The following is a 20,000-nucleotide window of genomic DNA, read 5'->3' as shown; positions in this document are numbered from 1 at the left end:
GGGTGTCTTGAACAAAGGCGACATACGCTCGCCGGCGTGACGAGGGACGACCGGGAGCCGGCGTGGCGGCGCCACCAGCGCCACGAGTTCCACCGGCCCTCACCCGACCTCGCCCCGTACGTGACGCGGTACTGGGTGGTGGAGTGGCACTACGACCGGCCGTACCGGCAGCTGATCGTGCCCTACCCGAACGTCCACCTGGCGTTGCACGACGACGGCGCCGCCGTGCTGAGCGGCGTGTCGAGCGGGCACGTGTTCAAGGACCTCGACGGCGCGGGCCGGGTGTTCGGCGTCGCCTTCCGCCCCGGCGCCTTCCGGCCCTTCCTGGGCGCCCCGGTCCAGTCGCTCACCGACCGCTCGGTCCCCGCCGCGACGGTCTTCGACCACCTGCCCGCCCACGCCGACCTCGCCGGCGTGGAGGCCGCGCTCCGCCGCGACCTGCCCGAACCGGACCCGAGGGCGCGGCAGGCGGCCGACATCGTCGACCGGATCGTCGGCGACCCCTCGATGACCAGGGTCGACGTGCTGGCCCGCGAGGTCGGCGGCAGCGTCCGGCAGCTCCAGCGCCTGTTCGCCGAGCACGTCGGCGTCGGCCCGAAGTGGGTGATCCGCCGCTACCGGCTGCACGAGGTGACCGAGCGCATGGCGACGGGCGGGCGGATCGACTGGGCGGCGCCGGCGGCCGACCTCGGCTACGCCGACCAACCCCACTTCGTCCGCGACTTCACCGCCGTGTTCGGCGAGACGCCCACCCGGTACGCCGAGCGCTACGGCGACGCCCTCACCACCGGACCGCGCTGATCGTCGTCACCCATAGGGCTGATCGCGCTAGCGAACCCACCCCGGTCGGTGCTCCGATCGACGGCACTCGCTGTCGACCAAGGTAGGGAGCGCGCCATGAACGACCTCGACGCCCAGCGTCCGTCGCCCCAACCGCAACAGGAGCAGGAGGAGCCCGTGGAACGGCAGAAGCCTGAGGACCCCAAGCCGCTGACCGGACTGGAGTGGCTGGTGCGCCAAGCCCAACGGCGCCGCGGGGAACGCCCGGCGGATCCGGCGCGCTAGGCCCGCGCCGAGCCGCCGCTAGTCCGACACCTCGCGCTGGAACGCCGCCCACAGCAGGTTCAACGGGTGGTCGGCCGGGAACTTCGCCCGCTCCTCCCTGCGGGCGAAGACCCCGACCAACCGCTCCAGCTGCGGCTTCCGGTCGTTCTTCAGCTCGACCACCCGCAAGCCGGACCCCTCGCGCAGCTCGTTGTTCGCGGCCACCACGCCCAGGCCGGACGTGACGATCATGCAGCCCTCGACCAGCCCGGACCGCAGCAGCGACATGCCGTACTGGATCTCGTCGATTTCTGCCGCGATGTCCAATTCGTTCCGATAATCCGATCCGAACCAGCCGCGCAGGAATTCCGCGATCAACCCCTCGCCGGGCACGACCAGCGGCAGCTTCGGCAACTCCCCGGTGCCGACGCTCGACCCCAGCTTGCTCTCCGGCAGGTTCGTGAGCAGCGCCAACCCGCCGCGCCGCCACTCGATCACGTCGAAGTCCTCGACACCGCTGTTGCGGCCCGCGTGCGTGACGACGCTGCCGCACACGATGTCGACTTCCTTGGACTCCAGGCTCTGCCAGATGTCCTTGGTGCGGATGTGCACGACCTTCAGCTCCACGTCCCGCCTGCGGAAGTCGTCCGCCACGTGGTGCCACGCCTTGGCCAGCGAGTCGAGCATGAACCGCGTCGTGCCGACGGTGACCGTGGTGCCGAGCTTGCGCCGGCACTCGTGAATCGAATCGAGCCACTCGGTCAACGTGGTACGTGCCAATTCAACCAACGCCTCGCCGGTCGCTGTGATCAGCACATCTTTTCCCCGGCCCTGCTTGACGACCAGCGGCTCGCCGCACAACGACTTGAAGTTGCGGTTGAGCGTGTCGATCTGCTTCTGCACGCTGGACTGCTCCCGGCCGAGCACCCGGGCCGCGCGCAGCGCCGAACGCGTCTCGTACACCGCGATCAGGGTTCTGAGCTGGTCCAACGTGGTGTCCATCAGCAGCGGCGAGGTGTGCAGGAGCCTGCTGAGCTGGTTGCCCGCGGGCAGGAGCAGTTGGGCCGAGGTCGACATGCAGGGCCTCTCGGGTCGGTGCGTGATGTTCTACCGATTAGTTGTACTGAACTTGACCACAGTTCGTGCTGAAATTATCCGAAGATCTTGATGGATTTCCCTGGACAGGTATACGCGATCCGTAAGAGACTTCTGCCGCAACCAGGTGCTTGTTCACGTGGGAGCAAACAGGGGGGTATTGGGGGGTTGGGGGCCCGCCGGGCGCGCAGCCGGGCGGGCCCCCACGTATTAACCTCACCCGCGTGACGGTTTCCACCTTGGACTGGGGCACGACGTACCGGGTCACCGTGCTCGACCTCGGCCTGGCCTGCTGCGGCGTCGAGGTCATGGCCGCGCTCGAAGGCCACCGCCCGGAGCAGCTGGCCGCCCTGGGCGTCGACCCGGTGCACGCGGCGGGCGAGGCCCACGTGCTCGTCGTCTCCGGCACGGTCACCGACGTCATGCTGCCCGTGGTGATCGCGACCTACCAGGAGATGCCGGAACCGCGTTACGTGATCTCCGTGGGCGCGTGCAGCAACACCGGCGGCCCGTACTGGGACTCCTACAGCGTCACCAAGGGCATCGACCAGGCGCTGCCGGTGCACGTCGCCGTGCCGGGCTGCCCGCCACGTCCCGAGGCGCTGCTGGACGGCCTCGCCGCGCTGCACCGGATGGTGTCGTGAGCGCCGCGTCGCAGGACCTGGCCTCCCGCGTGCCGGACGCCCAGGTCAAGACGGCGTTCGGGCAGACGACCGCGCACGTGCCGCCGGCCGCGTGGGTCGAGGCGGCCCGCCACGCCCGCGACGAGCTGGGCTGCACGCAGTTCGACTGGCTCGGCGTCGAGGACGCGGGACGCCCCGGCGCGGTCGGTCAGCGGCACGCCGTGCTGCTGCACGTGCTCGACCCGGGCACCAAGGACGGCCTGCTGCTGCGCACCGAACTCGGGCCGGACGACGTGCTGCCGAGCGTGGCCGGGCTGTGGGCGGGCGCGGCGTGGCACGAGCGGGAAGCCGTGGAGATGTTCGGCCTCACCCTCGTCGACGGTGACGCGGCCCACCTGCTGCTCCCCGACAGCTTCACCGGCCACCCGCTGCGCAAGGACTTCGTGCTGGCCTCCCGCGTGGTGCGCCCGTGGCCGGGCCGGCTCGAACCGGGCGAGGACGGCAGCTCCGCACCCAGCCGCAGGCGGGCCGCGCCACCCGGCGTACCCGACCCGTCGTGGGGACCGCGCTACGAGCGCTCCGAGCGTTCCGAGGAGGACACCAGTGGCTGACCTGCCCCCGCGCACCCGAGGCGTCATCGCGCTGCTGGAGGCCAACTGCACGGTGTGCATGATCTGCGCTCGCGAGTGCCCCGACTGGTGCATCCACATCGACTCGCACACCGAGGTCGAGCAGCAGCCCGGCTCGGCCCGCCCCCGTGCGCGCAACGTGCTCGACCGGTTCGCCATCGACTACGGGCAGTGCCTGTACTGCGGCATCTGCGTCGAGGCGTGCCCGTTCGACGCCCTGCACTGGGCACCGGACTTCTCCTACCCCGGCACGGGCGGCCTCGACGGTGACGGCGCGGTCGCCGAACTCGTCCACGAACGGGACGTGCTGGCCACGTGGGTCACGCACGTGCCACCGCCGCCACCGCTGGACGCGGGCGCCGAACCCGCACCGGAGACCACCGCCACACGCCCGGCACGCCCCGGTACCGGAACCACGCGCCGACCGGGCGCGTTGAGGGAGAGGACGTAGGAACACCCGGAGGCGAAGCGTGCACAAGCACTTCAACGCGTTGAAGACCGCGTTGCTGCTCGCTGCCATGAGCGGGCTGATCGTGGCGATCAGCTCGTTGTTCGGGCGCACCGCCCTGGTCGTCGGCCTGCTGCTGGCGCTGGCCGTGAACGCCTACGCGTACTTCAACTCCGACAAGCTCGCGCTGCGCGCCATGCGCGCCCGGCCGGTGTCCGAGGTCGAGCAGCCCGCCCTGTACCGGATCGTCCGCGAACTGGCCAGGACCGCGCGCCGGCCGATGCCCCGCCTCTACCTCAGCCCCACGGTCGCGCCGAACGCCTTCGCCACCGGCCGCAACCCGCGCAACGCCGCCGTGTGCTGCACGACCGGCATCCTGGAGCTGCTCGACGAGCGCGAGCTGCGCGCCGTGCTCGGGCACGAGCTGTCGCACGTCTACAACCGCGACATCCTCATCTCGTGCGTCGCGGGTGCGCTGGCGGGCGTGGTCAGCATGCTGGCGAACCTGGCGATCTTCGCGGGCGTCTTCGGCGGCGACGGCGACGAGGACCGGCCCAACCCGTTCGCGATCCTGCTCATCGCCGTGCTCGCCCCGGTCGCGGCGGTCATCGTGCGGCTGGCCGTGAGCCGGTCCCGGGAGTACCAGGCCGACGAGTCGGGCGCCGAGCTGACCGGCGACCCGCTGGCGCTGGCCTCGGCGCTGCGCAAGATCGACATCGGCACGCGGGCGGCGCCCCTGGCACCCGAACCGGCCGTGGTCGCGCAGTCGCACCTGCTGATCGCGAGCCCGTTCCGGGCGGGGGAGAACCTGGCCAGGCTGTTCTCCACCCACCCGCCGATCGCGGACCGCGTGCGCCGGCTGGAGGAGCTGGCCCGCCGGTCCTAGCGGGCTTCCAGTGCGACGTTCATCACGTACTGGCCGTAGCCGGACTTCGCCAGCTTCTCGCCCAGCGCGTAGCACTGCTCGGCGGTGATGAAGCCCATCCGGAGCGCGATCTCCTCCAGGCACGCGATGCGCACGCCCTGCCGGTGCTCCAGCACCTGCACGAACTGGCCCGCCTCCAGCATCGAGTCGTGCGTGCCGGTGTCCAGCCACGCGAAACCGCGGCCGAGGTCGACCAGCTGCGCCCGGCCTTCGCGCAGGTAGGCCAGGTTGACGTCGGTGATCTCCAGCTCGCCGCGCGGTGACGGCTTGAGCGCCTTGGAGATCGACACGACCTCGTTGTCGTAGAAGTACAGGCCGGTGATGGCCTTGTTCGACTTCGGCTGCGCGGGCTTCTCCTCGATGGAGATCAGCCTGCCGTCCGCGTCGACCTCGCCGACGCCGTACCGCTCCGGGTCCTTCACCGGGTAGCCGAACAGCACGCAGCCGTCCAGCGAGGTGGCGTTGTGCTGCAGGACCTTGGAGAAGCCGTGGCCGTAGAAGATGTTGTCGCCCAGGACCAGCGACACGTCGTCGTCACCGATGAAGTCCGCGCCGATGATGAACGCCTCGGCCAACCCGTTCGGGTGAGCCTGCTCGGCGTACTCGATGGTCAGGCCGAACTGCGAGCCGTCACCGAGCAGGCGGCGGAACAGCGGCAGGTCCACCGGCGTCGAGATGAGCAGGATCTCGCGCACGCCCGCCAGCATCAGCACCGACAGCGGGTAGTACACCATCGGCTTGTCGTACACGGGCAGCAACTGCTTCGACACCGCCTGCGTGATGGGGTGCAGGCGCGTGCCGCTGCCACCCGCGAGGACGATGCCCTTCATCGGTAGTTGGTGAACTGGAGGGCGATGCCGAAGTCGGAGTTCTTCAGCAGGGCGATGACGTCCTGCAGGTGGTCCTTCTTCTTGCCCGAGATGCGCAGCTGGTCGCCCTGGATCTGCGCCTGCACGCCCTTGGGGGCCTCGTCGCGGACCTTCTTCGCGATCTCCTTGGCCTTCTCGCTCGAGATGCCCTGGACCACGTTGCCGGTCACCTTGAACACCTTGCCCGACAGGGCGGGCTCACCGATCTCGAAGGCCTTCATCGAGATGCCCCGCTTGATCAACTTCTCCCGGAAGACCTCGATCGCGGCGTTGCAGCGCTCCTCGGTCTCGGACTGGAAGGTGATCGCCTCCTCGCCCGCCCAGGACACCTGAGTACCGGTGCCGCGGAAGTCGAACCGGGTGCTCAGCTCCTTGGCGGCCTGGTTGAGCGCGTTGTCGACCTCCTGGCGGTCGACCTTGCTCACCACGTCGAACGACGGGTCTGCCACGTGCTCGGTACCTCCGCGTAGGTGGATCTGGAACCGTCCGGAAGCCTACCGGGGAACCCGGTTGCGCATCCCCCCACGGGCTTATGTATTGTCTCCACCGCACCCGGCACCACCGGGCGCGGGGCGGGTTGCCCGAGCGGCCAATGGGAGCGGACTGTAAATCCGTCGCGAAAGCTACAGAGGTTCGAATCCTCTACCCGCCACCCGAAACGGAAACCCCTGCTCGCAGAAAGCGCGAGCAGGGGTTTCGCGTTGTGTCCCCTGGGGGTGCGACCCCAGACCCCGCCCGGCGGGCGCTGCCCCCGGACCCCCGTTCACAGGTGGTCGGGTTGCGTGGTGATGTCCCATTCGCACGTGGCCGCTGACGTCTCGTCTGCGGTGGTCGGCGTGGTCGCTCGGTGACTGGTGGCGGCGAGGGGTCGTGGCTGTTCGATGGCGGTTGACGGAGGTGAGGCCGGCGCGCAAGCGCTTCCTCTCGCTTGCGTGCCGGCCTCGTGTGCAGCATAACCCATATCGAACGCCTGTTCGAGGGTTAAGCGATGGCGGCGCGTCCCGCTTCCGTCAGCTCCGCGTCCGAGCGCTCCTCCAAGCCCACCGCCCGCCGCGCCCGCAGCAGCCCCGCGTGCACCAGGTCGTGCGTGACCATCTGGTCGCAGCACGGCAACCCGTCCACGTACAGATCGGGCTCGCGTCCCCCCGTCAGCTGAGCCCGACCAGCGGCAACGGCGCGGAGCATGGCTTTCGCCCGCCCGGACAACTCCCTCGCGACGCTCATGGCGACCCCCTCGCCCCGTCCTTCCCGAACCTGCTTCCCTCACCTCGTAGGAGGTCTGGACCTGTACTCCGAGTACCCCGGCCGGACAAGTTCACTCGGGTGGACGAGGCACCTGCCACTGTGCCCCCTTGCGCCGTCCGGACGACGGCGCCACGCCGGGCGGTTGCCCCGTTCAGCCCAGCCGAACTACCCGTGACCGGTCGGCGCTCCGATCGACCCGTTGTCGCCCGCTCGTCCGAGCGGGACCGGTGGGGCGTCGAGACTGGAACACATGAGCGAAATCCTCATCGCCCTCGCGGCCCTCGCGACCGGTGTCGCCCTCGGGCTGGTCGTCCGGTCCTCGGTGCGGCGTGACGACGTGCCGCCGCTCGACGACGCGCGCGAGCTGCTCCACGCCGCCGACGACCTGGAGTACGGCCTGAACACGGTGCTCGACTTCGGCCCGCTGTCGCTGTCCGAGCTGGCCTCGGTGGACCTGCCCGCGAAGCTGGACCGGGTCGCCTCGACCGGTGAGCTGTCGCGGTCGACCCTGGCCGCGCTGAGGGCGTACACGGACAAGATCGCCCTGCACCCCTACCCCGAGCACCGCGACCTGCTCACCGCGGTCCGGGAGGACGAGGCCGCGGTCTGGCTGGCGCTGCGCGACGCGATCGGCAGCGGTGCGGCGCAGCACGTCGCCGCGACGCAGGCCCGCCTCGTGCTGGACGAGATCCGCGCGGGCCTCCGGTACGAGCGCAAGGAGCTGGCGAGGGTCTAGTGCCGCGAGGCGCCCTGCCGAGCGCCGGAGGACGCGGTGAAGGTTGCCGGTCGCGGCACTAGCGGGCGGGACGGCGCTGCCAGGTCGTCCACAGCGGCCGGTAGCCGTGGGAGTACCAGAACGGCGTGGACAGCGGGTTGGGCAGGGCGTGGTGCAGCAGCGTCACGCCGACGCCCGCGTCGTCCAGCCGTTCGTGCGCGTGGTCGGTCAGCGCCGCGCCGATCCCGCCGCCACGCGCGTCCTCCCGCACGCCGAGCAGCCCGAGATAGGCCACCGGCCGCACGGACGTCCGCGTGGCGATCCAGTCCGAGTGCCCCGGCAGGTCGTAGTACAGGAAGCCGACGACCTCGCCGTCGCGCTCCGCCAACCACCCGCACGGCTCCGGCCGCTCCAGCAGCGACGTGATCAGCTCGCGCAGCCGCACGGCGCTGGACGGCCGGGCGGTGACCATGCCGAACCGGCTGTCGAACCGCGCCGTGTCCAGGTTCAGCTCCACGGCGACGTCGAGGTGCTCCGGCGTCAACGGCCGGATCTTCACCGTCGAACGGCCGTCGTACCCGCGGCCGGGCAGCCGGGCGGCGGTCACCAGCAGCGGCGCGAAACCGTGCCGCGCCAGCACGTCCGCGGCCTCGACGGCACGACTGGGCACGGTCACCAGCGCGGCCGTGTCGTGGTCGCCCCCACCGCTCAACGGCCACCGGCGCAGCAGGTCGTCCAGGTCCGCGCCGGGGTGCCAGTGCAGCGAGTGCGTGCGCAGCGCGCCCCAGGTGGCGTTCAGGGCGTCCTCGGGCAGTTCGGAGAACGAGTAGGGATCGTCAACGGGCGCCATCGCGGGCAGCAGCGGGTCCACGCCTGCCAGCTAACCCGTTCGGGACGTAGATTGCCCGCCGTGGAGCTGTACGTGGTCGACGCGTTCACCGACCGGGCGTTCGCGGGCAACCCGGCGGGCGTGGTGCTGCTGGACGGCCCGGTGGACGAGCGGTGGATGCAGGCGGTCGCCGCCGAGATGAAGCACGCCGAGACGGCGTTCGTGCGGGTCGACCAGGACGGCCCGCTGCCGCTGCGCTGGTTCACGCCGGTCGCCGAGGTCGACCTGTGCGGCCACGCCACCCTGGCCACCGCGCACGTGCTGGGTGGCAGTCGCAGCTTCGACACCCGCAGCGGCGTGCTCACCTGCACCGCCGACAACGGCTGGGTGGAGATGGACTTCCCGGCCGACCCGGCGGAGCCGATCGAGATGACCACGCCGCTGCGCGCCGGCCTGCCGGGCGTGACGGTGCGGGCCGTCGCCCAGGCCGTGTCCGACGTCCTGGTGGAAGCCGCCTCCGCCGACGAGGTCCGCGGCCTGCGCCCGGACTTCGCCGCGCTCGCCGAGGTCCCCGGTCGGGGCGTGATCGTCACCGCGCTCGACGACCGACCGGACCGCGACATCGTGAGCCGGTGCTTCTACCCCTCCTACGGAGTTCCGGAGGATCCCGTAACCGGTTCCGCGCACTGCACGCTGGCGTCCTGGTGGTCGCCTCGGCTGGGTCGGGCGAACCTGCTGGCCGAGCAGGCGTCGGCCCGCGGTGGGCTGGTCCGGACCACTCTGGAGCAAGATCGCGTAAGGCTCGCCGGACAGGCCGTGACGGTGATCCGGGGCCGACTGATCGTGTGATCTGCTCCGTCACTTCTCGTGGCATTCCGCTACACGACCTGCCATTTCGTCCCCCGACCGGGGTACATTGGCAGCCTTGGAGGGGTCCTGGTCGGTGTTCGGGACCCCTCAGTCACGCCCGGAGCACGTAGGCCGCGACCCGGCCGACCGCGACGATGGCCGACGAGGAGGCTGGATGTCCGACCACGTGTCGGCCACGGCGCCCAGCGCGCCGACCCGGTCCACGAACCGCGCGTTCAGCGTGTTCGCGGCCCTGCTCCTCTTCGCGGGCGCGCTGTCCGCGTTCCTCGTGGGCCGCTGGCTGCCCGACACCGAACCGGACGCGAAGCTGTGGTGGACCGGCCCGCTGCTGGTGATCGGGTTCCTGCTCGCCGAGCAGTTGGCCATCAACGTCGACGTGCGCAGCGGGGTGGCCTGGACCATCTCGTTCACCGAGATCCCGCTCGTGCTCGGCCTGCTGGTCGCGCCGTTCGAGATCGTGCTGGCCGCGCACGTCGTCGCGGGCGTCGGCACGCTCCTCGGCCGCCGCGTGCTCGACCGCGCCGTCTACAACGCGGGCCTGATGTTCATGGAGATCTCGGTGGCCTTCGCGGTCGCCGAGCTGGTCAAGCGGTTCCTCGGCGCGCAGGGCCCGTTCTGGGCGGGCGCGTTCGTCGGCACGATCGCGGTGCCGCTGCTGGCCAGCGTGCTCGGCCTGACCGCGTTGCGGATCATGGGCAAGGGCATGCGGGTCGCGCCGAGCCTGCGCCTGGTGCTGCAGACGCTCGTGGTGGCCCTGCTGAACACCTCCGCCGGCCTGGCCGGCTACGAGATCGCCGACAAGGCGCCGTGGGGCGGCCTGCTGATCGGCCTGGTCTTCCTCGGCATCACCGCGATCTACCTGGCCTACTCGGGCCTGCTGCGCGAGCAGCGCGACCTGGAGGCGCTCAGCGAGGTCTCGCTGCGGGTGGCCCGCTCGGGCCGCCACGTCACCGGACCGCGCGGCGCCACGCCGGAAGAGGACGACGGCTGCGGCGAGGACGACGACTGGCAGCTCATCGCCGAACGCATCCGCGAGCAGCTCAACGCCAACCGGGTCGTGCTGCGGCTGCGCACCGACCCCCAGGCGCCGATGCGCACGCTCGTCGCGGGCGAGCCGCTGCCGCCGGGCATGCGCCGCGACGACCCGCGCGTGCTGCGCGAGGACGCCATGCTTCAGCTGCCCGGCGCCCAGGTGCGGTACTTCCGCATCGTGGACGCGGGCGAGGAGGTCTCCGAGGCCCTGGTCCGCCGGGACGCGCAGGAAGCGCTGGTCGTGCCGCTGCGCGGGGCGACCCAGCTGCTCGGCGCGGTCGAGGTGCACGACCGGCTCAGCCGGTGGCGCGGTTTCGGCAAGGCCGACATCCAGCTCCTGCGCACGCTGGCCAGCCACCTGTCCACCGCGGTGGACAACCGGCGGTTGCTCGCCCGGCTGCGCCACGACGCCTACCACGACCCGTTGACCGGCCTGCTCAACCGGCCCGGCTTCCGCGAGGCCGCGACCGAGCCGATGCGCGAGGCGAACACGTCGGTGGTGGTCCGCGTCGACCTCACCGTGCTGTCCACCGTGTCCGACGCGCTCGGTCAGGCGTGGGGCAACCGGATGGTGGTCGCCGCCGGTCGCCGGTTGCGCGACGAGCTGGGGCCCGAGGTGCCGCTGGCCAGGCTGGAGGGCGGCGCGTTCGCCGCGCTGCTGCTGGACCGGCAGGCCGAGCAGATCCAGGAGATCGCCGAACGGCTGCGCGCCGCGCTGTCGGTGCCCTACCCGGTCGACCGGCTCACCGTCGAGGCGGGCGCGGTCGTCGGCTGGGCGACCACGACGGACTGCGAGGTCGAGGAGCCGGACCCGGACGCGCTGCTGCAACGCGCCGACGTGGCGGTCCGGGCGACCAGCGACAACGAGCCGCTGCGCCAGTACGCGCCGAGCATGGGCCAGATCTTCCTGCGCCGCTTCCAGCTGGTGACCCAGTTCCGGTCGGCGCTGGAGAACGGCCAGATCTCCGTGCACTACCAGCCGAAGGTCGCGCTGCCGAGCCGCCAGGTGGTCGGCGCGGAGGCGCTGGTGCGCTGGAAGCACCCCGAGTTCGGGCGCGTCGACCCGGACGAGTTCGTGCCCGCCGTCGAGGCCACCGGGCTGGTGGACGTGCTCACGGACTTCGTCATGGACACCGCGCTGGCCAGGGTGCGGCTCTGGATCGACCGCGGGCTGCGGATGTCCATCGCGGTGAACCTGTCCGTGCGGACGTTGGCCGACGAGGAGTTCCCCGACCGCGTGGCGGCGGCGTTGAAGCGCCACGACGTGCCGCCGGAGCTGCTGACGTTCGAGCTGACCGAGTCCGGCGTGATGGCCGACCCCGAGCGGGCGCTGCCCGTGCTGCGGCGGCTGCACCAGATGGGCGTCGTGCTGGCCGTGGACGACTTCGGCACCGGCTACTCGTCGCTGGCGTACCTGCGGCAGCTGCCGGTGGACGAGGTGAAGATCGACAAGAGCTTCGTGCTCGGCATGGGCACCGACCTCGGCGACATGGCGGTGGTCCGCTCGATCGTGGAACTGGGCCACTCCCTGGGCCTCACGGTGGTCGCCGAGGGCGTCGAGGACGACGCCGCGCGCGACCAGCTCGTCGGCATGGGCTGCGACGTGGCGCAGGGCTACCTGATCTCCCGGCCGCTGTCCGAGGACCGCTTCGAGGCGTGGCTGCGGGCGCGGACCGTGCAGGTGAGGGGCGCCCGGGATGAGACGGTGCTCACCTTGGTCCACTGAGGGGCACCCCGATTTCCGTTCTGCGGCACGGCTGTTGTAGAGTTCTCCTCGCTGCAAGAGCAACAGCAAGCCCCTTTAGCTCAGTCGGCAGAGCGTCTCCATGGTAAGGAGAAGGTCTACGGTTCGATTCCGTAAAGGGGCTCAACAACTGGCCGCGGTGCTCATGCATCGCGGCTGCGTTGTCTAAGCGGTGTAGCTCAGTTGGTAGAGCAAGCGGCTCATAATCGCTGTGTCGCCGGTTCAAGTCCGGCCACCGCTACGCGAGTGGGTGGGCTGTGTCTGCGGAAAGCGCAGACCGGCTCGCTCCGCGTCACATCGGGGGCGCGGCCCCCGAACCCCGCCCAGGGGGCAAGCCCCCTGGACCCCCATCCCGCGGTGCTGTTGGCGGGGGTGGGGTGCACGATCCCCGCCAGGCGGTAAGCCCGCACTGGTCGCCCGGTCGGGCCGGGGCACACGAGCTCTAGAAAGGCAAGGACCGTGGCTGCAACCGACGTACGCCCGAAGATCACCCTCGCGTGCGAGGAGTGCAAGCACCGGAACTACATCACCAGGAAGAACCGGCGCAACGACCCGGACCGCCTGGAGATCAAGAAGTTCTGCCCGAACTGCAAGACGCACCGCGCTCACAAGGAAACCCGCTGAGCCGGTAGCCAGAACTCACGACGAGGCCCGTCCCGGGATCCGGGGCGGGCCTCGTCGCGTGTCACGCGCCCCCGTATAACCTCCTCGGGTGCCTCTCGACCAGTCGTTCGTCGGACGTTCCTACCCGCCGTCGCCGCCCTACGAGGTCGGCCGCGAGAAGATCCGCGAGTTCGCCGAAGCGGTCGGCGAGACGAGCCCGCTGCACCGCGACCCCGAAGCCGCCCGCGCGGCCGGGTACCGCGATGTCATCGCGCCGCCCACCTTCGCGATCATCGTGTCGCTGAAGGCGAACGACGTGCTGGTCGAAGACCCCGAGCTGGGCCTGGACTACAGCCGCGTGGTGCACGGCGACCAGTCGTTCGTCCACCACCGCCCGATCGTCGCGGGCGACCGGCTCACCGCCGTGCTGCACGTCGACAGCATCACCTCGCGGATGGGCAACGACATGCTGTCGATCAGGGCCGAGTTGAGCACCGAGGACGGCGAACCGGTCACGACCGGCCGCTGCACGCTCGTGGTGCGCGGGGAGGACGCGTGATCCGCGCTTCGGAGGTCTCGGTCGGCGACGAGCTGCCGCCGCTGTCGGTCCGCATCACCCGCGCCGACCTGGTCCGGTACGCGGGCGCGTCCGGCGACTTCAACCCGATCCACTGGAACGAGCGGTTCGCCCGCGAGGTCGGCCTGCCCGGCGTGATCGCGCACGGGATGCTCACCATGGGCCTGGCCGCCCGGATCGTCACCGAGTGGGCGGGCGATCCCGGCGCCGTGGTCCAGTACGGCGTGCGGTTCGGCAGGCCCGTGCCGGTGCCCGACGACGACAAGGGCGCGGTGATCGAGGTCACCGCGAAGGTGACCAAGCTCCTGGACGACGGGACGGTCAAGGTCAACGTGACGGCGTCGTTCGAGGGCAAGTCCGTGCTGGGCGGCGCGTCGGCCCTGGTCCGCCCGCGTCCCTAGAAGCCGCACAGCGCGCTGGTGCCCGGGCCCTTGGCGGTGGCCGAACGCCGCTCCACGTCGGCCACCCGCACCTCGCACGCCACCGCGCCGCCGCCGGGCCCGATCGTCACGGTCAGCACGCCGTGCTCGGGCTCGCCGGTGGCCAGCAGCTCCAGCCGCCAGGGCAGGTCCGTCAGCTCCTCCCGGCGCGTCTCGCCGCCCTGGAAGGTCGAGTACGTGACGGTGGCCCGCGGCGCGGTGCCGGTGACCTCGTAGACGACCCGGACCGGCGGCTCCGGCGCCGTGGTCCACAGCACGAGCGCGAGCGCGCCCACCACGAGCGCCGCCGAAGCCCCGATCACGAGCCACTTGCGGGCCGGCCGCTCGGGTGGGTCGGGCTGCGTCATGCGCTGCGCTCCTCGGGTGAAGATCGACTGGTCTGAACGGACCATCGGTCTCGTTCTACCGACGGTTACAGTTATCACCCGAACGAGTTACCTAGGGTGAGGTCTCGGCGTCAGAAGTCCGAGCACTCGGCGACCGCGTCGGGCCCGGACGCGGTCGCGGTCCGCTTCTCCACCCCGTCCACGGTGACCCGGCAGGTGACCGTGCCGCCGTCCGGGCCGGTGGTGACGTCGAGCGTCCCGCCGCGGAACGCGCCCATCACGGTGAACTCCTTGGTCCACGGCAGCGCGGCCACCTCCTCCTCGACGTCGGCGGTCGTGGAGTAGCGGACGGTCGCCGCGGCCACGTCACCGGTCGCCTCGTAGACCAGCACCACGCCCTGGTCGGCCTGGAGGTCGTCGAGCGCGTTCTCGACCTCGGAGGCGGTGCGGTCGAAGAGCAGCCACCACGCGAGGAAGCCGACGAACGCGACGCACATGACCGCCGCGACCAAGAGCCCGAGCACGACACGGGCGGTGCCCCGGGCGTCCCGCTTCGGGTCCGGCATGGCTCCTCCACTCCGTCAGGGTGGTACACATCACAGCTACCCGCGGTGAGGCGCCTGAGTCGCAAGACGACGAAAGGCACCCCCATCGGAGGTGCCTTTCGTGACGGAGCGTCGAAACTGTGTGCTACTCCGAGTGCTACTTCACCTCGGCCAGCAGCTCGGCCATCCGGGTGACGCCGGTCTTCAGGTCGTCGTCGCCCAACGCGTACGAGAGCCGCAGGTAGCCGGGCGTGCCGAACGCCTCTCCGGGCACCACGGCCACCTCGGCGTGCTCCAGGATCAGCGCCGCGAGCTGCACCGTGTCGGTGATCGTCGTGCCGCGCAGCTCCTTGCCGATCAACGCCTTGACCGAGGGGTACACGTAGAACGCGCCCTTCGGGGTCGGGCACTCCACGCCGGGGATCGCGGACAGCAGGTCGACGATGGTGCGCCGGCGGCGGTCGAACGCCTCGCGCATCTCGTGCGCCGCGTCCAGCGGCCCGGACACGGCCTCCAGCGCGGCCCGCTGCGACACGTTGGCCACGTTCGAGGTCAGGTGCGACTGCAGGTTCGCGGCGGCCTTCACCACGTCGGTGGGTCCGATCAGCCAGCCGACCCGCCAGCCGGTCATCGCGTAGGTCTTGGCCACGCCGTTGAGCACGATCGTGCGGTCCGCCATCGCGGGCACGGCCACCGGCAGCGACACCGACTCGGCGCCGTCGTACACCAGGTGCTCGTAGATCTCGTCGGTGATCACCCAGAGGCCGTGCTCCAGCGCCCACTCGCCGATCGCGGTGATCTGCTCACGCGAGTAGACCGAGCCGGTCGGGTTGGACGGCGAGCACAGCAGCAGCACCTTGGTCTTCGGGGTGCGCGCCGCCTCCAGCTGCTCCACCGTCACCAGGTAATCGGTCGACTCGTCGGCCGTGACCTGCACCGGGACGCCGCCCGCCAGCGTGATCGCCTCGGGGTAGGTGGTCCAGTACGGCGCCGGGAGCAGCACCTCGTCGCCCGGGTCCACGACCGTGGCGAACGCCTGGTAGACGGCCTGCTTGCCGCCGTTGGTGATCAGCACCTGCGCGGCGGTGACCTCGTAGCCCGAGTCGCGCTTGGTCTTCGCGGCTACGGCTTCCCGCAGTTCGGGCAGTCCCGCGGCGGGCGTGTAGCGGTGGTTCTTGGGGTCCGCGCAAGCCGCCTGAGCTGCGGCGACGATGGCCTCGGGGGTCGGGAAGTCCGGCTCGCCCGCACCGAAGCCGATCACCGGTCGACCCGCGGCCTTGAGCGCCTTCGCCTTCGCGTCGACCGCGAGGGTGGCGGACTCGGCGATGCCGCCGATCCGCTGGGAGATCCGCGGGTGCTCGGAGGTACTGGTCCCGGTGGTCGTCTCAGGCGTGCCCATGCCGCCAATCGTGGCAGATCGCACAACCGACTCGGCGGCCGGCACCCCCTCTGACCGGGCCAGTTGGAAGGAGGGGTACCTGGTGCCGTATGCTTCCGGTCTTGGAACGTCCAGTCGCTGCCTCACGGGCCACGTGAGGAGGGTCAGGGGCGTCTCCGGCCAGGGGATTCCGGTTCACGGTTTCCCAAAGGGGTGTAGCTCAACTGGCAGAGCAGCGGTCTCCAAAACCGCAGGTTGCAGGTTCAAGTCCTGTCGCCCCTGCGTCGAAGCGCGATGGTGAGCGGAGGACGGCATGAGCGAGGGCCGCGAGCAGGACCAGCCGGAAGAGCGCGAGGGCGCGTCCCGGCCGGTTACCGCCGCAGCGCGGCGCGAGCGCCGTGGTTCCGCGCGTCCGGCGGGTCGCAAGGACTCCGCGGAGGCGAAGAAGGCGGCCGCGGCCGACTCCGACGCCGAGGAGACCAAGAAGGGCCGTCCCACGCGCTCGCGGGCGGACTCGGAGAAGCGGGTCGGTTTCTTCGCCCGCATCGTCCGGTACATCCGCGAGGTGGTCAGCGAGCTGCGGAAGGTCATCTGGCCGACCCGCAAGCAGATGATCACCTACACCGGAGTCGTGTTGGTCTTCGTGGCCTTCATGGTGGCGTTGGTGTTCGGCCTGGATACGGCCTTCGCCTGGGGCATGTTCAGGGTGTTCGGCTGAGCCGATCACCTGCCGCCCCGGGTGGCGGCGGACATGTGATGCATGAGAGGAAGCGAGACCCACAGTGACCTCCGAGAACGGCGGCGTTGACGCCCAGGAGCTGAACGACCTGACCGACGAGCAGGACTTCGACGGTGGCGTCGAGGACGTCGAGCAGGCGGAGGCGTCGGAGGACACCGAGGAGTCCGCCCCCGTCGAGGCCGAGTCCGGCGGCGATGTCGAATCCGGCGGTGACGTCGAGTCCGGTGGCGACGTCGAATCCGGTGGTGACGTCGAGTCCGGTGGTGACGTCGAATCCGGTGGTGACGTCGAGTCGGGCGGTGACGTCGAGGCTGTCGCCGCCGTCGTGGACATCGACGCCGAGCCCGCGGACCCCGCCGAGGAGATGCGCGACGCACTGCGGCGCGCGCCCGGCGACTGGTACGTCGTGCACTCATACGCCGGCTACGAGAACAAGGTCAAGACCAACCTCGAGACGCGCATCCAGACGCTCGACATGGAGGACTACATCTTCCAGGTCGAGGTGCCGACCGAGGAAGTCACCGAGATCAAGAACGGCCAGCGCAAGCAGGTGCAGCGCAAGGTGCTGCCCGGCTACATCCTGGTCCGGATGGAGCTCAACGACGCGTCGTGGAGCGCGGTGCGCAACACGCCGGGCGTGACGGGTTTCGTCGGCGCGACGTCGAAGCCGTCGCCGCTGACCATCGACGAGGTGCTGAAGTTCCTGCTGCCCCAGGTCGAGCAGAAGCCCGCCGCCGGCAAGAAGAGCGCCGCGACGCCCGCGAAGTCGACCGTCGAGGTGGACTTCGAGGTCGGCGAGTCGGTCACCGTCATGGACGGCCCGTTCGCCACGCTGCCCGCGACGATCAGCGAGGTCAACGCGGACGGCCAGAAGCTGAAGGTCCTGGTGTCGATCTTCGGTCGCGAGACCCCGGTCGAGCTGTCGTTCAGCCAGGTCTCGAAGATCTAGCCAGGACAACACGATCTCCGGCTGCCCCGTGCAGGGGTGGCCGGCAGCCACGCTGCGGCTGGCAGGGCCGCGCGTGGACACCGCAATAAAGGAACCGAGATGCCTCCCAAGAAGAAGAAGCTCGCAGCGATCATCAAGCTGCAGATCAAGGCCGGGGCCGCGAACCCCGCGCCGCCCGTTGGTCCCGCGCTGGGTCAGCACGGCGTCAACATCATGGAGTTCTGCAAGCAGTACAACGCCGCGACCGAGTCGCAGCGCGGCACCGTGGTGCCGGTCGAGATCTCCGTGTACGAAGACCGCTCGTTCGACTTCAAGCTCAAGACCCCGCCGGCCGCGAAGCTGCTGCTCAAGGCCGCCGGTGTGGAGAAGGGCTCGGGCGAGCCGCACCGCCTCAAGGTCGCCAAGGTGACCATGGACCAGGTGCGGGAGATCGCGCAGAACAAGATGGTCGACCTCAACGCCAACGACGTGGACCAGGCGGCGAAGATCATCGCCGGCACCGCCCGCTCCATGGGCATCACCGTCGAAGGCTGACCTTTCTCTTTTCGTAGTTCGTGGGAGAGCCGCGCGCTGGCTCGTCACCACAACTGATCCACTTTAAGGACAGAAGCATGAAGCGCAGCAAGGCGTACAAGAACGCTGCTGAGCTGGTTGACCGGGAGCGGCTCTACTCGCCGCTGGAGGCAGCCAAGCTCGCCAAGGAGACTTCCAAGGTGAAGCTGGACGCGACCGTCGAGGTCGCCATCCGGCTCGGCGTCGACCCCCGCAAGGCCGACCAGATGGTCCGCGGCACCGTGAACCTGCCGCACGGTACGGGCAAGACCGCCCGCGTGATCGTTTTCGCCACCGGTGACAAGGCCGCCGAGGCCGAGGCCGCCGGTGCCGACGCGGTCGGCTCCGAGGACCTGATCGAGCGCATCCAGGGTGGCTGGCTCGACTTCGACGCCGCGATCGCCACGCCCGACCAGATGGCGAAGGTCGGTCGCATCGCCCGCATCCTCGGCCCGCGCGGCCTGATGCCGAACCCGAAGACCGGCACTGTGACGCCCGACGTCACCAAGGCCGTCTCGGACATCAAGGGCGGTAAGATCAACTTCCGCGTGGACAAGCAGGCCAACCTGCACCTCGTGATCGGCAAGGTGTCGTTCGACCCGGACAAGCTGGTCGAGAACTACGCCGCCGCGCTGGACGAGATCCTGCGCGCCAAGCCGTCCGCGGCCAAGGGCCGGTACCTGAAGAAGATCACCGTCTCGACCACGATGGGCCCGGGCATCCCGGTCGACCCGAACCGGACGCGCAACCTGCTGTCCGACGAGGTCACCGCCTGACCACGGCTCGTCCGCACGACCGAAGCGCCCCTCGGCCTCCCGCCGAGGGGCGCTTCTTCGGTCAGGAGCAGTTCTCGGCCTCGTAGCCGGTGATCGCCCACATGTCGCCGTTCTGCTTGGTGAGCACGAACTTGCCCAGCTTCGGTCCGTTGCGCACGACCAGCGCGCACGAGCTGACCTCGACCGAACCCGAGGCGGGCGGGCTGACCATCGTGTCGGGGAAGCCGAGCTGGCGGTAGGTGCTCACGTCCGTCACCTGGCCCTTCAGCTTCGTCACCGCGGCGGCGCAGTCGGCCGCGCCGAAGGCTTCCGCGAACGCCGTCTTCGGGCCGTCGCCCTTGAAGTACGCGCAGGCCCGGCCGCCGTCTCCGGTGCCGACGTGCTTGTAGAACTGGCCGACCGTGCCGCTGCTGCCGTACGGGGTGGCGGGCGCGATGACGTTGTTCTCGATGCCGCCGCTGTCGACCGCCACGCTGCCCGGGTCGTCACCGCCGAAGTACTGCTCGTAGAAGTACGAGGCGATCAGCAGCACGACCACCACGTACACCAGGCGGCGGACGAGCTTGCTGCGCAGCAGGATCTTCCACAGCGGCTTGCGCGGTGGGGTGGCCGGTGGGGGGTAGGCCGGCGGGAGGCCGGGTGGTGGGCCGGCGCCGGGCGGCAGGCTCGGTGGGGCGTTGGTGCCGGGCGGCAGGCTCGGCGGGTTGGTGCCCTGGGCCTGCTGGAAGCGCTGGAACTCCTGGAACCGTTGGAACTCCTGGAACTGCCGGAGCTGTTCCGGGTCGATGTCCGGTGGCGGCGGGTTCCGCGGCGGCTCTTCGGTCACGCGTCACATCATGACCGATTTGGGTCACCGTCAGTGCCCCTGCTAGTGTTGTCGACGGTTCACCAAAGACCGCTGGTCATCCCTGTCCACGTGACGGGGAACGAAGGTCCCGCGAAGCGGGCGGCCCGCGCAGGAGAACGAGGAAGAATCGAGCGTGCTCGCACGCCCGTCACGCCCCGTGCTGCTGCGCAGGGGCGTTTTTGCTTTGCGCGGACCTCTCG

The 20,000-nt window shown here is 70.4% G+C and carries 25 protein-coding genes and 4 tRNA genes; 20 read left to right on the top strand and 9 right to left on the bottom strand.

What is annotated here, in order from left to right:
• The first annotated feature begins 36 nt into the window (after positions 1–36).
• Together B0I31_RS19965 and B0I31_RS40695 are read left to right on the top strand one after the other, a co-directional pair.
• Positions 37–801, top strand: a complete 765-nt coding sequence (locus B0I31_RS19965) for a helix-turn-helix domain-containing protein (RefSeq protein WP_106616870.1) — start codon at positions 37–39, stop codon at positions 799–801.
• Between the two features lie 96 nt (positions 802–897).
• Entirely contained in the window at positions 898–1,065 is a 168-nt protein-coding gene (locus B0I31_RS40695) for a hypothetical protein (protein WP_181320250.1), read from the top strand.
• 18 nt (positions 1,066–1,083) lie between these two features.
• Here B0I31_RS40695 and B0I31_RS19960 read toward each other — a convergent pair whose 3' ends face one another.
• The gene (locus tag B0I31_RS19960; RefSeq protein ID WP_106616869.1) at positions 1,084–2,121 is read right to left on the bottom strand and encodes a LysR family transcriptional regulator; all 1,038 of its coding nucleotides are present in this window, start codon (positions 2,119–2,121) and stop codon (positions 1,084–1,086) included.
• A gap of 242 nt (positions 2,122–2,363) precedes the next feature.
• Here B0I31_RS19960 and B0I31_RS19955 point away from each other — a divergent pair, with 242 nt between their 5' ends.
• Genes B0I31_RS19955 through htpX form a run of 4 tightly spaced genes read left to right on the top strand, consistent with a single transcriptional unit; the run spans position 2,364 to position 4,725 of the window.
• A complete protein-coding gene (locus tag B0I31_RS19955; RefSeq protein ID WP_106616868.1) occupies positions 2,364–2,783 on the top strand; it encodes an NADH-quinone oxidoreductase subunit B in 420 nt (139 codons plus the stop codon).
• Entirely contained in the window at positions 2,780–3,373 is a 594-nt protein-coding gene (locus tag B0I31_RS19950) for an NADH-quinone oxidoreductase subunit C (RefSeq protein ID WP_106616867.1), read from the top strand. The genes B0I31_RS19955 and B0I31_RS19950 overlap by 4 nt, the downstream gene beginning before the upstream one ends.
• Positions 3,366–3,842 carry a 4Fe-4S binding protein gene (locus B0I31_RS19945; RefSeq protein WP_106616866.1) on the top strand — a complete coding sequence of 159 codons (477 nt, stop codon included), beginning with the start codon at positions 3,366–3,368 and terminating at the stop codon, positions 3,840–3,842. The genes B0I31_RS19950 and B0I31_RS19945 overlap by 8 nt, the downstream gene beginning before the upstream one ends.
• 19 nt (positions 3,843–3,861) lie before the next feature.
• Positions 3,862–4,725: a zinc metalloprotease HtpX gene (gene htpX, locus B0I31_RS19940; RefSeq protein WP_106616865.1), complete on the top strand. Its 864-nt coding sequence runs from the start codon at positions 3,862–3,864 to the stop codon at positions 4,723–4,725.
• Here htpX and rfbA read toward each other — a convergent pair.
• Complete coding sequence (gene rfbA / locus B0I31_RS19935; RefSeq protein WP_106616864.1) at positions 4,722–5,594, bottom strand: glucose-1-phosphate thymidylyltransferase RfbA; 873 nt, start codon at positions 5,592–5,594, stop codon at positions 4,722–4,724. The two genes, htpX and rfbA, sit on opposite strands and share 4 nt — an antisense overlap.
• A complete protein-coding gene (locus tag B0I31_RS19930) occupies positions 5,591–6,082 on the bottom strand; it encodes a YajQ family cyclic di-GMP-binding protein (protein ID WP_106616863.1) in 492 nt (163 codons plus the stop codon). Before B0I31_RS19930 ends, rfbA begins: the two co-directional genes overlap by 4 nt.
• Positions 6,083–6,204: 122 nt before the next feature.
• Between B0I31_RS19930 and B0I31_RS19925 the strand changes: the two genes are divergently transcribed.
• Positions 6,205–6,285, top strand: a tRNA-Tyr gene (locus B0I31_RS19925).
• 329 nt (positions 6,286–6,614) lie between these two features.
• On the opposite strand, the gene B0I31_RS19920 is transcribed toward B0I31_RS19925, so the two are convergent.
• Entirely contained in the window at positions 6,615–6,857 is a 243-nt protein-coding gene (locus B0I31_RS19920; RefSeq protein WP_106616862.1) for a hypothetical protein, read from the bottom strand.
• A 271-nt stretch (positions 6,858–7,128) separates the two neighbouring features.
• Between B0I31_RS19920 and B0I31_RS19915 the strand changes: the two genes are divergently transcribed.
• Complete coding sequence (locus B0I31_RS19915; RefSeq protein ID WP_106616861.1) at positions 7,129–7,614, top strand: hypothetical protein; 486 nt, start codon at positions 7,129–7,131, stop codon at positions 7,612–7,614.
• A 58-nt stretch (positions 7,615–7,672) separates the two neighbouring features.
• Here the strand turns inward: B0I31_RS19915 and B0I31_RS19910 are convergent, their stop codons facing one another.
• Positions 7,673–8,464: a GNAT family N-acetyltransferase gene (locus tag B0I31_RS19910; protein ID WP_106616860.1), complete on the bottom strand. Its 792-nt coding sequence runs from the start codon at positions 8,462–8,464 to the stop codon at positions 7,673–7,675.
• A gap of 39 nt (positions 8,465–8,503) precedes the next feature.
• Here B0I31_RS19910 and B0I31_RS19905 point away from each other — a divergent pair, with 39 nt between their 5' ends.
• From B0I31_RS19905 to B0I31_RS19875, 7 genes are all read left to right on the top strand, one after another.
• On the top strand, positions 8,504–9,271 hold the full coding sequence (locus tag B0I31_RS19905) for a PhzF family phenazine biosynthesis protein (RefSeq protein ID WP_106616859.1): 768 nt from the start codon (positions 8,504–8,506) through the stop codon (positions 9,269–9,271).
• A 175-nt stretch (positions 9,272–9,446) separates the two neighbouring features.
• Positions 9,447–12,050, top strand: a complete 2,604-nt coding sequence (locus B0I31_RS19900; protein WP_106616858.1) for a putative bifunctional diguanylate cyclase/phosphodiesterase — start codon at positions 9,447–9,449, stop codon at positions 12,048–12,050.
• A gap of 69 nt (positions 12,051–12,119) precedes the next feature.
• Positions 12,120–12,192 (top strand) — tRNA-Thr (locus B0I31_RS19895).
• Between the two features lie 44 nt (positions 12,193–12,236).
• Positions 12,237–12,309 (top strand) — tRNA-Met (locus B0I31_RS19890).
• A 218-nt stretch (positions 12,310–12,527) separates the two neighbouring features.
• Positions 12,528–12,692, top strand: coding sequence for a 50S ribosomal protein L33 (gene rpmG, locus B0I31_RS19885; protein ID WP_015105301.1), 165 nt, complete (start codon positions 12,528–12,530; stop codon positions 12,690–12,692).
• Between the two features lie 88 nt (positions 12,693–12,780).
• A complete protein-coding gene (locus B0I31_RS19880; protein WP_106616857.1) occupies positions 12,781–13,230 on the top strand; it encodes a MaoC family dehydratase N-terminal domain-containing protein in 450 nt (149 codons plus the stop codon).
• Entirely contained in the window at positions 13,227–13,649 is a 423-nt protein-coding gene (locus B0I31_RS19875) for a MaoC family dehydratase (protein ID WP_106616856.1), read from the top strand. Before B0I31_RS19880 ends, B0I31_RS19875 begins: the two co-directional genes overlap by 4 nt.
• On the opposite strand, the gene B0I31_RS19870 is transcribed toward B0I31_RS19875, so the two are convergent.
• The 3 genes from B0I31_RS19870 to B0I31_RS19860 all read right to left on the bottom strand — a co-directional run bounded on the left by B0I31_RS19870 (position 13,646) and on the right by B0I31_RS19860 (position 15,958).
• Positions 13,646–14,035, bottom strand: coding sequence for a hypothetical protein (locus B0I31_RS19870; protein ID WP_106616855.1), 390 nt, complete (start codon positions 14,033–14,035; stop codon positions 13,646–13,648). The genes B0I31_RS19875 and B0I31_RS19870 overlap by 4 nt on opposite strands.
• A gap of 110 nt (positions 14,036–14,145) precedes the next feature.
• Positions 14,146–14,580, bottom strand: coding sequence for an MmpS family transport accessory protein (locus B0I31_RS19865; protein WP_106616854.1), 435 nt, complete (start codon positions 14,578–14,580; stop codon positions 14,146–14,148).
• A gap of 136 nt (positions 14,581–14,716) precedes the next feature.
• Positions 14,717–15,958, bottom strand: coding sequence for a pyridoxal phosphate-dependent aminotransferase (locus tag B0I31_RS19860; RefSeq protein WP_106616853.1), 1,242 nt, complete (start codon positions 15,956–15,958; stop codon positions 14,717–14,719).
• Positions 15,959–16,146: 188 nt separating this feature from the next.
• Between B0I31_RS19860 and B0I31_RS19855 the strand changes: the two genes are divergently transcribed.
• From B0I31_RS19855 to rplA, 5 genes are all read left to right on the top strand, one after another.
• A tRNA-Trp gene (locus B0I31_RS19855) sits at positions 16,147–16,219 on the top strand.
• 31 nt (positions 16,220–16,250) lie between these two features.
• Entirely contained in the window at positions 16,251–16,655 is a 405-nt protein-coding gene (gene secE / locus B0I31_RS19850; RefSeq protein ID WP_106616852.1) for a preprotein translocase subunit SecE, read from the top strand.
• A gap of 64 nt (positions 16,656–16,719) precedes the next feature.
• Complete coding sequence (gene nusG, locus B0I31_RS19845; protein WP_106616851.1) at positions 16,720–17,625, top strand: transcription termination/antitermination protein NusG; 906 nt, start codon at positions 16,720–16,722, stop codon at positions 17,623–17,625.
• Positions 17,626–17,724: 99 nt separating this feature from the next.
• Positions 17,725–18,159, top strand: a complete 435-nt coding sequence (gene rplK, locus B0I31_RS19840; protein ID WP_106616850.1) for a 50S ribosomal protein L11 — start codon at positions 17,725–17,727, stop codon at positions 18,157–18,159.
• Between the two features lie 77 nt (positions 18,160–18,236).
• A complete protein-coding gene (rplA, locus tag B0I31_RS19835) occupies positions 18,237–18,953 on the top strand; it encodes a 50S ribosomal protein L1 (RefSeq protein WP_106616849.1) in 717 nt (238 codons plus the stop codon).
• A 61-nt stretch (positions 18,954–19,014) separates the two neighbouring features.
• Here rplA and B0I31_RS19830 read toward each other — a convergent pair whose 3' ends face one another.
• Positions 19,015–19,779, bottom strand: a complete 765-nt coding sequence (locus B0I31_RS19830) for a hypothetical protein (protein ID WP_106616848.1) — start codon at positions 19,777–19,779, stop codon at positions 19,015–19,017.
• Between the last annotated feature and the right edge of the window lie 221 nt (positions 19,780–20,000).

Origin of the sequence: Saccharothrix carnea (genome assembly GCF_003014735.1) — a bacterium.
GTDB lineage: Bacteria > Actinomycetota > Actinomycetes > Mycobacteriales > Pseudonocardiaceae > Actinosynnema > Actinosynnema carneum.
The sequence above is the reverse complement of the archived record's forward strand: the minus strand, read 5'-3'. Positions and strand labels throughout refer to the sequence as shown.

Coding starts and splice junctions, on each gene's coding strand:
- B0I31_RS40695 (WP_181320250.1), top strand. CDS start 898: ATGAACGACCTCGACGCCCAGCGTCCGTCGCCCCAACCGCAACAGGAG.
- B0I31_RS19960 (WP_106616869.1), bottom strand. CDS start 2,121: ATGTCGACCTCGGCCCAACTGCTCCTGCCCGCGGGCAACCAGCTCAGC.
- rfbA (WP_106616864.1), bottom strand. CDS start 5,594: ATGAAGGGCATCGTCCTCGCGGGTGGCAGCGGCACGCGCCTGCACCCC.
- B0I31_RS19920 (WP_106616862.1), bottom strand. CDS start 6,857: ATGAGCGTCGCGAGGGAGTTGTCCGGGCGGGCGAAAGCCATGCTCCGC.
- B0I31_RS19915 (WP_106616861.1), top strand. CDS start 7,129: ATGAGCGAAATCCTCATCGCCCTCGCGGCCCTCGCGACCGGTGTCGCC.
- B0I31_RS19900 (WP_106616858.1), top strand. CDS start 9,447: ATGTCCGACCACGTGTCGGCCACGGCGCCCAGCGCGCCGACCCGGTCC.
- B0I31_RS19870 (WP_106616855.1), bottom strand. CDS start 14,035: ATGACGCAGCCCGACCCACCCGAGCGGCCGGCCCGCAAGTGGCTCGTG.
- B0I31_RS19865 (WP_106616854.1), bottom strand. CDS start 14,580: ATGCCGGACCCGAAGCGGGACGCCCGGGGCACCGCCCGTGTCGTGCTC.
- B0I31_RS19860 (WP_106616853.1), bottom strand. CDS start 15,958: ATGGGCACGCCTGAGACGACCACCGGGACCAGTACCTCCGAGCACCCG.
- secE (WP_106616852.1), top strand. CDS start 16,251: ATGAGCGAGGGCCGCGAGCAGGACCAGCCGGAAGAGCGCGAGGGCGCG.
- rplK (WP_106616850.1), top strand. CDS start 17,725: ATGCCTCCCAAGAAGAAGAAGCTCGCAGCGATCATCAAGCTGCAGATC.
- rplA (WP_106616849.1), top strand. CDS start 18,237: ATGAAGCGCAGCAAGGCGTACAAGAACGCTGCTGAGCTGGTTGACCGG.